The sequence below is a fragment of the Paenibacillus sp. JJ-223 genome, assembly GCF_927798175.1.
Classification (GTDB): domain Bacteria; phylum Bacillota; class Bacilli; order Paenibacillales; family Paenibacillaceae; genus Paenibacillus; species Paenibacillus hubeiensis.
In genome coordinates this window covers 55,518-66,433 of record NZ_CAKMMP010000025.1, presented here as the reverse complement: position 1 = coordinate 66,433, position 10,916 = coordinate 55,518, and the positions used below count along the sequence as shown (strand labels likewise).

Here is a 10,916-nt window from a genome sequence, read left to right as displayed (position 1 = left end):
GTTCCACACGTTCCCATCCCGAACACGACCGTTAAGCCCTCTAGCGCCGATGGTACTTGGACCGCAGGGTCCTGGGAGAGTAGGAAGCCGCCAAGCGAAGAACCACTGCCGATGTAATCGGCGGTGGTTTTTATTTTGTATTTATACTATCGAAATCTGTTTCCTTTTTGAAATGGATTTACAAAAGGAAGGTAACAGTTTTGTTACGGAAAGCGCAGACAAAACCAGTATAATAGGACTATGTTTATTATGCTAAAAGTACCTGACCCGAGAGCTGGAATGTGCAGCTGTGAAAAGGAGGGTGTGCATGTTTAGTTGGCGCAGACTAGTGCTGTATTCTTGTTTATTAAGCTTGGTGATTGTGCTAGCTGGCTGCGGTGAAGATTCTGTCGCTTGGAACTCCTATGAGGGTGCGGTGAACGAAAAGAGCTTCCCGGTTCCGAAAGTGGCCAATAAAAGCGAGCAATTCGAAAACCGTTCCGACATGGATTATGTTCGATATACGATTTCCGGAATCAGCGAAAAGACCAGCTTGCCAGAGGTTTATTTGGATGAAATCAAAAGTTGGGGATGGACGGAAGAAGCCTCCAGCAATACAAGTGAGAACTCAAGTTCAACCCGTGTGTTTGCGAAGGATGGACATCTTGTTCATTTAGCCGTGCATGATGGATTCTTTACGCTAATGGTGCCTAGAACGGATGCAACCGCAGCCAAGGTAAAGTCCATGGATGATGACGAAGACTGACCGTGTACGAGGATTGCTTGACCAGAGAAGGTTAAGTAGGTATCGGTGATTGTATATGAGATAAGAGGCCCTGATTAATGAATCAGGGCTTTTTCGTCGTGGGAAAGAGAACGTTATCTACCAACCACTATATGCGTGAACAGCTGAAGCAAAGGCATCCAACCAGCGACATGTATATGATAGGGTGTGGTGCAGAAGCAGGGATGCTGTTTCATCGCAAGCAAGCATGCATGTATGCTGGTCAGTCGAAGTGGATCGCCTATCTCATCAATGCATGTTCGAACTGCGAGGAGGAGTCGGTGCTGCACTCTGGGGATAAGTTTGGTATTAATATGCTTACGTTCTTTGTGGATAAAAGAAAAGCGAGAAAAGCCAAAGAGGTTATCCACTGTGGATAACCTCTTTGGTACAGCATCAACTTTGAATTGCGAGGGTCGAAGCGAAATGAATAACCATTTCATTGCAGATAATAAGATACATCCTGCGGGTTCAACTTGATGAGCCCGTCTTTTCGCTGGCGGGAGAGTGCGGCCAAGACGTAAAGGCGCGGTACTAACAACCATAGATGCCAAAAGATTAACGAGATCGTAAAGGACAATGGTGACCAGATTAAACAAATGGTGATGATACAGAGACCAATCCAACTCAGATTGAGGTGGACTCTGGCAAACATGCGGTAACTAAAATGCTGGCTGGGAATATAGCCAAACCAGGGCATCTGGAAACTCCACTGCCAGCGTTTTACATACGATGAACCCAGGCTGAGAAGTATAGTTCTGGCGATAACATAGTGGATCCAAACCGTTAGGGGGCCAGCCAGGACAAAAAAGAAAAGTGATGTCCAAGGGAAGGCAAGCAAGTTAAACAGAAGCATGACGACAGGCAAACATAAATAGCTGTTAACGACGCTGCGGGGGATATTCTTTTTTTTCAGAAGCCGGTATTGGTAGAATGTTGCTTTATTCTCCGGTTCGGGAAACATACGTGTTCAAATCCTCCTTGTGAATACGTTTGATTAAAAAGTGTGAGTCGTACATGATGGTGATCCGTGAGTGGTTATGTAATAATGCAGCATGGCAATCCTGACTGCGACAGGTTTTGGTCAAATTGAAGGAGAGGCATAAGCAGCATATCCCGAGTTACTTTCGCTGTCAGGTTTGAAGAATTTGCGATGTAATATATATATCGGCGGCGATTCGGTGATTTTTTAAGGTTAACGAAGATTAGTTTTCGATAAGGCTCGGTTGTTTTTTTCGGTACAGACACCCGACGGCAAATGGGCGAATATATATATTTTGAATCAAGAAAGCACTATGAAAAGGTTTAAAATAATAGAAAGTGTGCCATACTGATAGTAAACGTAAATAAGGTGGGATGGTTGATGGAAGAACGCGCCGAACACGTCTGCATTATTTGTGAAGAGAAAAAAAGAGAAGGCATATTTATCGTATCCGAATTCATATGCGACGCTTGCGAGTCTGAAATGGTTCATACCGATGCACAAGATGCCAAGTATCCTTTCTTTATCCATCAGATGAAGCAGATTTGGGTACAAAAGAACGCATAATATGATCGCCGTATATATGTGAGACAAACATAGACGGAAGGCCCTGTGAGGCCTTTTTCTGTTGAAATCCGAAATGGGAGTCCGCAAATGCTTGGTATCGGAGATAAGCTGATATAATAATATTGATTTTGATATTTCATTTCTAAATGTTCAGGAAGGGTAACTTATGAACGATAGATCGCATCATGCACCACTATATGAGGCATTGCTGGCTTACCGGGAATCAGGCAACCGTTCCTACCATGTCCCGGGTCATAAAAATGGACAAGCATATCGTAGAATGCCAACGAAAACGGAGGGAGAAGGTGTAAGAGTAGAGGATGCCATTCCATCTGGCGCGGCGGTCTCCTCCGAATTCGTGGGGCAGAAGACGGTTAAAGGTGAAATGGATCACCACTCTCTCCGATCTTCCGGTACGCCTGATATGGCGTTTATGGATATGATGCGTATGGACGTAACAGAAATCACCGGCACAGACGACCTCCACCACCCGGAGGGTGTCATTTTGGAGGCGCAGCAGCTCGCGGCAGACTGTTATGGAGCGGAGGAGAGCTTCTTTCTTGTAGGCGGCAGTACGGTTGGCAATCTGTCGCTGCTGCTGACGATTTGCAATGAACCGGGGAGTGTCGTTTTGGTGCAGCGGAACGTGCACAAGTCCGTGATTCACGGTTTGATGCTGGCGGGGGCGAAAGCGGTATTTCTTGAGCCATGGGTCGATGCTGCAAGTGGACTTGCGGTCCTACCGTCGGTAGAGACGGTCCAGGCTGCTGTCCAAGCGTATCCTGAGGCAAAGGGAGTACTCGTCACGTCGCCGAATTATTACGGCATGGGCAGCGATCTGACGCCCCTTGCCGAGGTTTGCCATGCAGCAGGCATGCCGCTGCTGGTGGATGAGGCGCATGGCGCCCATTACGGCCAGCATCCGCAGCTGCCGAAGTCCGCCCTGTCCTGCGGAGCAGACGGGGTGGTTCAGTCGACGCATAAGATGCTGTCGGCCTTCACCATGGGGGCCATGCTGCATGTCCAGGGACCGCGCATCAACCGGTCCCTGCTGCGGCAGCGCCTGGCCATGGTGCAGAGCTCAAGCCCATCCTACCCGTTGATGGCTTCGCTCGATCTGGCGCGCCGGCACCTGCATGTGCACGGCGCAGAAGCCTTCACGGCGGGAATTGCCGCCGTGGAAGCCTTCAGGCGCGGCCTTGCGGAGCTGCCGCGCTTTCGGCTCCTGCAGCCGGCACAGCCGTGCGCTGCAGGATATACCGCTCAGGACCCGTTCAAGGCCGTCATTCATGACGGCGCAGGGGTACTGAGCGGCTACAGGCTGCAGCAGCAGCTGGAAGCCCGCGGCTGCGTGCCTGAGATGAGCGACGAGCGATACGTCGTCTTGCTTTTCAGCCTTGGATCGACGATGCAGGATGCGGAGCACCTGCTTCGGGCTTTGGATGAAATCGATCAGGCCAACCGCCCGGGGCAAGAATTATTGCCGCAGCCTGATTCAGGGGTAGGGATGACTTATATTTCCACGTGGAACAATTTAGAAAATGCCAAGCCTTTTTCGGATCCGGTTCCTTTTTCGCTGCAACCTGTTCTTGAAGGGGACATGTCTTCTGTATCGATTGAGGAAAGCGTTGGGCACATATCTTCAGAGATGATTACTCCTTATCCACCCGGAATTCCTTTGGTTTATCCTGGCGAACGGATCACTTCTGCCATGGCAGCGCGCTTAAAGCTTCTGAGCCAGGAAGGGGCTAAATTCCACGGTGCTTACGATCCCCGATTGCAAACTTTGAAAATCAAAAAAGACGGGGTTCACTGAGCATGGGACGCTTGGTCCATCGAATGAAAAATCTGCATATAGCTGACCACATGGGCTTGATCATGTATAGTATTATGTGAGAAACAGTGATTTGTACATGCCCATGAAACAATGAGTGGGCCTGATCATACACCTCTGGGCGCATGGATTCATAATGTGGAGCAAGAGACCGCATCCCATGCCAATGAACAGTCGCCGAATCAACAAGAACCGACGCAATCAACGATATAGAAAGCAGGGAAGTATATGCAGGGCAGAGGTCAATTCATTACGTTGGAAGGAGGAGAGGGCTCCGGGAAAACGACGATGATCGCCAGCTTGGATTCTTATTTTCGTGAAAAGGGTACTCCGTATATAGTGACACGGGAACCGGGAGGAATCGAAATCGCGGAAAAGATTAGAGAAATCATCCTTAATCCTCTTCATACGGCAATGGATGCACGAACAGAAGCGCTGCTGTATGCAGCCGCAAGAAGCCAACATCTCGCTGAAAAGGTGGAGCCTGCGCTTGCTGCAGGAAAGACGGTGGTGTGTGACCGTTTTGTCGATAGCAGCCTGGTTTATCAAGGCTACGCCCGCGGATTGGGCATGGATAACGTATGGACCATCAATCGATTTGCCATCGGCGATCTGATGCCTGACATTACGTTTTATTTGGATATCGAGCCAGAAGTCGGTCTGGGGCGAATTAATGCCCATCAGGGACGCGAAGTCAATCGCCTCGATCTGGAGAGTCTCGAATTTCATCACAAAGTGCGGGAAGGGTACCTGCTCTTGAAAAAACAATTTCCGGAACGCATTCGCATTATTGACGCATCGGGCACACCTGATGAGGTCGCAAAGGCGATGATTTTGTCGCTGGACGAGGGATATTGAAGGAGTTTGGCGAGTAATTGTCAAATATATTAGGCAAGGCATTTCCGAAATGCCAATTCTGAAGGAGGTAATGCAGGATGAAACTGATTGTTGCGATTATACAGGATAAAGACAGCAACCGATTGTCCAGTGCATTGGTAAAAGCAAACTTTCGGGCAACCAAACTGGCCAGTACCGGTGGATTTCTGAAGGCCGGAAACACCACGTTTATGATCGGTGTTGACGACGGTCAGGTTGAGAATGTAATGAACGTCATTCGCAGCAGCTGTAAGGTTCGTGAACAGCTCGTGACTCCGGTCACTCCAATGAGCGGTACAACCGATTCGTACCTGCCGCTGCCTGTGGAAGTGCAAGTGGGAGGGGCCACTGTATTTGTTCTCCCGGTAGACCGCTTCGAACATTTTTAATCGGATCAGAACATATATACCTCGGCGGAACAGTACCCGATATGGCATTTAAACCTTCTGCTACGCGCGGTCTGGCTTCCCTGAGAGTAATTTAGACATACGTTTGTGTTATGATGGATATGGGCCATGAAATATAAATGTGTCTAGTGCCGTTAGCACCTTAGGTGACTTCGTTCTCCGTCCAAAATGAACAAACCTGATCGGCCAGTGTTCAGCGGGTATCTTTTGGCTGGAGAACGATGACGGCTCGATGTTGTACGACGAACTCTTTTCTACCATTATATATAGTGTATTGAACGTCAGAAATCGAAAAAGGGTTTTCTTCCATGCACAGGCGCAGCGCGTACTGTGCTGATGGTCGATCACCTACTATAACAGAAGGCGGGCGTTTTATGAAAATCAATCCTGGCTTCAGGCCGATGCAGAGCGGGATCAGTTCGGCCGATACCGGATCCAAGCCGATTCAGTCTAAAAGCTTTTCCGATATGATGCAGCATCAGGGCGAGCGTGCTTCTCAGGCCGAATTGAATCGCAGATTAAGCGAGATTCAGATGCAGGGTGAGAGGCTTGCCCGCTCTATGACCATCCGTGAACTGAAGGCGTACAAAACTATGGTTAAGCGATTCCTGGAGGAGACGGTGCGCCGCGGCGTAGCGATGAAGGAAACGCGTGGATGGGATCGCCGGGGAAGAGGCAAGCGGTATAAACTAATTGATGAGGTCGATTCTGCGTTACTCGCTATGGCGGATGAGCTGTTGGAAACGGAAGAAGGCAAGATTACGCTATTACAGCAGGTTGGGGAAATTCGGGGAATGCTTATTAATTTAAGCTTCTGAGGAGGAAACATGTCCTTTCAACAAATTATGGGCCAGCAGGCGGCCAAGCAAATGTTACAGAGCAGTTTGAGACGACAGGCCATAAGCCATGCATATCTGTTTAGCGGCCCGACGGGCAGTGGCCAATTGCAGACTGCGGTTACGTTTGCCAAGGCTATTTTCTGCACGGAGCTAGAGGATGATGCATGCGGACATTGTCTTGAATGCCGTAAAGTAGAGCACGGTAACCATCCGGACCTAACGATGATTGCACCGGATGGAAGCACCATTAAGATCGATCAGATCCGGGATCTGCAACGGATGTTTTCATATCGATCAGAGGCAGAACACCCGAAAGTATATATTATTGAACAGGCCGAAAAAATGACGGTGCAGGCTGCAAACAGCTTGCTGAAGTTTTTGGAGGAGCCCCAGGTTCCGGCGGTAGGCATTCTGATTACCGACAATGGCCAGGCCATGCTCCCGACCATTCGTTCACGCGCACAGCTCGTGCCTTTTAATGCACTCCATCCTGAGGAAATGCTGCAAGCGTTAACGCTGGAAGGATATACTGGAAATCTGGCTCGTACTGCCGTTCACCTGGCTTCGGGACTGGAAGGATGTAGAGAAATCCTCCAGCAGAATTGGTTTGCAGAAATTAGAAACGTAATGTTACAATTAGGGAAGGAGTCCCTGGGCAGAGGCAGTACATCACTGATATCTGCGCAGCAGAAAATTTTTAAAACAGGACTCTCTGAGCATTTGGACATGCTGTTCAGCCTGTTCCATATTTGGTTCAGGGATATGCTGTATGTCCAGGTTGGTAGGCATGAACATATCGTTTTTATAGATCAGTTGGACATGCTGTCTCAATTGGCACATACCCGAAGCACAGAGCAGTGGGTCTCCTATATGGATTTGGCCGCGGCATGCAGGAAAAAATTGCGTTTCAATGTCAATGGCCAGCTTTGTCTGGAGCAATTTTTGATTGGTCTGGCATAAGACTTGTGATCACTTCGGCGGAATTGCCATAAGAATACAGGGCTTCAGACGAAGTGGGGTTGGCTTACGAGGGGGTTAATTTTTTGTATAGTGTAGTGGGTGTCCGTTTCAAAAAAGCGGGCAAAATTTATTACTTCGATCCCCTGGACCTTCCCATTGAAAAAGAAAACTGCGTTATCGTGGAGACAGCGCGGGGGGTTGAGTACGGTAAGGTTGTTGTTGGCAAGAAAGAAGTAAGCGAGTCCGATGTAGTGTTGCCGCTTAAAAAAGTCATTCGCGTAGCCGGGGAGACTGATGCCCGGGTTGTTGACGAAAACAAGCGTGCAGCCAAGGAAGCATTCGGTACTTGTTTAAATAAAATCAGAGACCATGGACTCAAAATGAAGCTGGTCGATGTAGAGTTTACGTTTGATCGCAACAAGATCATTTTTTATTTTACGGCTGAAGGAAGGGTGGATTTCCGGGAGCTGGTGAAGGATTTGGCCAGCATTTTCCGTACGCGGATCGAGCTGCGGCAGATCGGTGTTCGGGATGAAGCCAAAATGCTTGGCGGTATTGGTCCCTGCGGCCGCGTGTTATGCTGTTCCTCCTGGCTGGGAGACTTCGAGCCGGTATCCATCAAGATGGCCAAGGATCAGAGCTTGTCACTGAATCCGACGAAAATTTCCGGGTTGTGCGGAAGGCTCATGTGCTGTCTGAAATTCGAGCATGATAATTACGAAAGCGTAAAGGAAGAACTACCGGCCGTTGGCAAGCTGGTTATCACCTCCTTGGGTGAAGGGAAAGTGGTCGCCATTAACGCAGGCAATCGTACGGTGCATGTTCAACTGTTCGAGATCAGTAAAGTCAAAGAACTTCCGCTGGATGACGTCGTTATCAAGTAAACCATTATAGGTTGCTTCGGGGTGGAAACTTGGAAAAGAAAAATCTGTTTACGCATATTCATGAGATGGAAACCCAATTGGGTCAATTGCACAGTGATTTGGGAGAGTTAAAAATGATTGTTAAGGAGCTGCTGGAAGATAATCAGCGGCTTACCATTGAGAATGAGCAGTTACGCAAACTGTTGAAACGTGAAACGCCGGCAGAGTTGCCTGTGTCCTCCGCACTCGCTCCGGTAGCGAGGCCTGCTGGCCCCGATCCGGGCGAAGACGTGGTGGGCGAAGGATACGACAATTTGGCTCGGCTGTATCACGAAGGGTTCCATATCTGCAATGTCTATTATGGCCATTTGCGAACGGAAGGCGATTGTCTGTTCTGCCTGTCTTTTCTTAATAAATGATGTGACCGTAGGGAAGAGCCCCTACGGTTTTTTTTCAAGGTTGGAAACATTGAAGGATAGTATACCGGAGGATGAATGCAATTGACGAAGGTGAATTCAGTGCCACTATACGAGTCTGAACGGCTTGACGATCTGTTGACGCATGATCTGAACATTATACAAAGCGATGAAGTTTTCAGTTTTTCCATGGATGCAGTTCTATTGGCACGATTTGCGGCTGTACCCAAGTATGGGCGAGTCCTGGATCTGTGCACCGGAAATGGAGTCGTCCCGATTCTATTATCGACGCGAACGCAGGCCCGACTAGAGGGAATCGAAATTCAGCCGAGGTTGGCCGATATGGCCAGACGCAGCGTGCAGTTGAATGGTCTGGAAGACATCATTACAATCCACGAGGGAGATCTGCGCGATTGGGTGAAACAAACCGGGCATGATGTCTATGATGCGATTACCGTGAACCCTCCTTACATGCCCTTAAACGGAAGCGACATCAAGGTCAATGTACATCAGGCCATGGCAAGACATGAATTGGGATGTACGTTGGAGGAGGTCATTCAGGCGTGTACCCGTTTGGTTCGTCATGGAGGCAAGGTGTTCATGGTACATCGACCACAGCGGCTTGCTGAAATAATATCGCTCATGAGGCAGTACCGGCTTGAACCGAAACGGATCCGTTTGGTACATCCACGCGCCCATCTTGAAGCCAATATGGTATTGATCGAGGCACACAAGGGAGGCAAGCCTGAAGTAAGGATGCTGCCGCCGCTCATTGTTTATAATGAAGAGGGGGCATACTGTGATGAAGTTATGGAGATTTACTATGGCTCCACGAATTCGAAACTTGGGCAGGAAGGAGGAGAGTAAATGACGCTGCACGTTCAAAAGAGTTTTGCCGACCAACCGGAGCATTACGGCAAATTGTATTTGGTTGGAACTCCGATCGGTAATTTGGATGACATGACCTTCCGTGCGATCAAGACACTTCAGAGCTGCGACATTATTGCAGCAGAGGACACGAGGCAAACGCGAAAATTGTTGACCCATTTCGAAATTACGCCATCCATGCTGTTCAGCTATCATGAGCACAATAAGGTGGCCAGCGGGCCTGAACTGATACGCTATATAATAGAAGGAAAAAATTTGGCGCTGGTTAGCGATGCCGGTTTGCCGGCCATTTCCGACCCTGGTTCCGACCTGGTCAAGCTGGCTCTTGAAGCCGGAATTAGCGTTGTTCCCATCCCGGGCCCCAATGCCGCGTTGTCGGCGCTCATGGTGTCAGGACTATCGACGGAACGCTTTACTTTTGGCGGATTCCTCCCGCGAGAGAAAAAGGACATGCGCAAAGTGCTGGAAGGGTTCAATGAATCCAATGGAACGTTGTTGTTCTATGAATCGCCGCACCGTATACGCAAAACGTTATCCGTCCTGGAAGAGCTGCTCGGCGATCGTTCGGTTGTGCTTGCACGTGAACTGACGAAACGGCATGAGGAATTTGCGAGGGGAAGTATTAGCGAGTGCATGGAATGGCTGGATGAGCACCCTCCGCTTGGCGAGTACTGCCTTCTGGTGGAGGGCATTCGGGAGGAAGAGCGCAAGGCGGAGCGAGAAGCATGGTGGCAGCAAATGTCCTTGGAGGAACACGTCAGCCATTATGAATCAGAAGGATTCAACCGGAAAGACGCGATGAAAAAAACGGCGACGGACCGAGGCTTATCGAAACGCGAGGTATACAATGCTTTGGTATAATGGTTTGCATGTTCCTGAAAAAGGAGAACATATCCTTAAAATGGATGACTTTCAACCTTAATGTAATATTAAAGAAATATGAAAAAAGGAAGCGACGAAAAAAAATTTTTTCATCGTTTCCTTTGATGATTACGGGGTAATGCCCTAAGACAGGATCGAGCGGTTTGGGCAGCTCCAAAAAAAAAGACCTTCCAACGATGGGGTTCACATCGGGAAGGCAACCAAGGAATATAAAAAGGTTAGAATTAACAATGTTATAAGTCCATTATACCTGATCTTTCTTATTTTGTCACAGGTGCAGGGATTTCAGAAATACATTCGTTGCAAACAATTTTACCTTTGAAGTATGTCACGTTTTCGGCATTTCCGCAGAAGATGCATGCTGGCTCATATTTTTTCAGCATGATGCGTTCGCCATCAACGTAAATTTCAAGAGCATCTTTCTCGCCGATACCCAGAGTACGACGCAATTCGATTGGAATAACTACCCGTCCCAGTTCGTCTACTTTTCTTACAATACCTGTTGATTTCATCATTATAATCAGTGCTCCTCTCAACTAACTATCAGTAGTTCAGTGTCATTATTCGACATTATTTTATGTTTTATGATAATCATCATACCAACGATTCCCAAAACAGTCAACCTTAAAATTTGCTTAA

Annotated in this window: 14 protein-coding genes and 1 rRNA gene; 13 read left to right on the top strand and 2 right to left on the bottom strand. The window is 48.3% G+C overall.

Annotated elements, in window-relative coordinates; all coding sequences use genetic code 11:
* The 3 genes from rrf to L6H98_RS29925 all read left to right on the top strand — a co-directional run.
* Positions 1-96, top strand: a 5S ribosomal RNA gene (gene rrf / locus L6H98_RS29935); the annotation flags it as partial.
* Between the two features lie 211 nt (positions 97-307).
* On the top strand, positions 308-745 hold the full coding sequence (locus tag L6H98_RS29930) for a hypothetical protein (RefSeq protein WP_236421362.1): 438 nt from the start codon (positions 308-310) through the stop codon (positions 743-745).
* Positions 746-822: 77 nt separating this feature from the next.
* Positions 823-1,143 (top strand): hypothetical protein, encoded by a 321-nt coding sequence (locus tag L6H98_RS29925; RefSeq protein WP_236421361.1) that lies wholly within the window; start codon positions 823-825, stop codon positions 1,141-1,143.
* A gap of 59 nt (positions 1,144-1,202) precedes the next feature.
* On the opposite strand, the gene L6H98_RS29920 is transcribed toward L6H98_RS29925, so the two are convergent.
* The gene (locus L6H98_RS29920) at positions 1,203-1,727 is read right to left on the bottom strand and encodes a hypothetical protein (protein WP_236421360.1); all 525 of its coding nucleotides are present in this window, start codon (positions 1,725-1,727) and stop codon (positions 1,203-1,205) included.
* 399 nt (positions 1,728-2,126) lie between these two features.
* Here L6H98_RS29920 and L6H98_RS29915 point away from each other — a divergent pair, with 399 nt between their 5' ends.
* From L6H98_RS29915 to rsmI, 10 genes are all read left to right on the top strand, one after another.
* Entirely contained in the window at positions 2,127-2,312 is a 186-nt protein-coding gene (locus tag L6H98_RS29915; RefSeq protein ID WP_236421359.1) for a sigma factor G inhibitor Gin, read from the top strand.
* Between the two features lie 166 nt (positions 2,313-2,478).
* Positions 2,479-4,128: an aminotransferase class I/II-fold pyridoxal phosphate-dependent enzyme gene (locus L6H98_RS29910; protein WP_236421358.1), complete on the top strand. Its 1,650-nt coding sequence runs from the start codon at positions 2,479-2,481 to the stop codon at positions 4,126-4,128.
* A gap of 246 nt (positions 4,129-4,374) precedes the next feature.
* Positions 4,375-5,004 (top strand): dTMP kinase, encoded by a 630-nt coding sequence (gene tmk / locus L6H98_RS29905; protein ID WP_236421357.1) that lies wholly within the window; start codon positions 4,375-4,377, stop codon positions 5,002-5,004.
* A gap of 77 nt (positions 5,005-5,081) precedes the next feature.
* Positions 5,082-5,411 carry a cyclic-di-AMP receptor gene (locus L6H98_RS29900; RefSeq protein ID WP_236421356.1) on the top strand — a complete coding sequence of 110 codons (330 nt, stop codon included), beginning with the start codon at positions 5,082-5,084 and terminating at the stop codon, positions 5,409-5,411.
* 392 nt (positions 5,412-5,803) lie between these two features.
* Positions 5,804-6,247, top strand: a complete 444-nt coding sequence (locus tag L6H98_RS29895; RefSeq protein ID WP_236421355.1) for a YaaR family protein — start codon at positions 5,804-5,806, stop codon at positions 6,245-6,247.
* A 9-nt stretch (positions 6,248-6,256) separates the two neighbouring features.
* Entirely contained in the window at positions 6,257-7,228 is a 972-nt protein-coding gene (gene holB / locus L6H98_RS29890; protein WP_236421354.1) for a DNA polymerase III subunit delta', read from the top strand.
* Positions 7,229-7,311: 83 nt separating this feature from the next.
* Positions 7,312-8,112 carry a stage 0 sporulation family protein gene (locus L6H98_RS29885; RefSeq protein ID WP_236421353.1) on the top strand — a complete coding sequence of 267 codons (801 nt, stop codon included), beginning with the start codon at positions 7,312-7,314 and terminating at the stop codon, positions 8,110-8,112.
* 29 nt (positions 8,113-8,141) lie between these two features.
* Positions 8,142-8,510 carry a DNA replication initiation control protein YabA gene (gene yabA, locus L6H98_RS29880; RefSeq protein WP_236421352.1) on the top strand — a complete coding sequence of 123 codons (369 nt, stop codon included), beginning with the start codon at positions 8,142-8,144 and terminating at the stop codon, positions 8,508-8,510.
* 75 nt (positions 8,511-8,585) lie between these two features.
* Positions 8,586-9,374: a tRNA1(Val) (adenine(37)-N6)-methyltransferase gene (locus L6H98_RS29875; protein ID WP_236421351.1), complete on the top strand. Its 789-nt coding sequence runs from the start codon at positions 8,586-8,588 to the stop codon at positions 9,372-9,374.
* Positions 9,375-10,256: a 16S rRNA (cytidine(1402)-2'-O)-methyltransferase gene (gene rsmI / locus L6H98_RS29870; protein ID WP_236421350.1), complete on the top strand. Its 882-nt coding sequence runs from the start codon at positions 9,375-9,377 to the stop codon at positions 10,254-10,256.
* A gap of 281 nt (positions 10,257-10,537) precedes the next feature.
* On the opposite strand, the gene L6H98_RS29865 is transcribed toward rsmI, so the two are convergent.
* Positions 10,538-10,792 carry an AbrB/MazE/SpoVT family DNA-binding domain-containing protein gene (locus tag L6H98_RS29865; protein WP_024633700.1) on the bottom strand — a complete coding sequence of 85 codons (255 nt, stop codon included), beginning with the start codon at positions 10,790-10,792 and terminating at the stop codon, positions 10,538-10,540.
* Positions 10,793-10,916 lie beyond the last annotated feature (124 nt).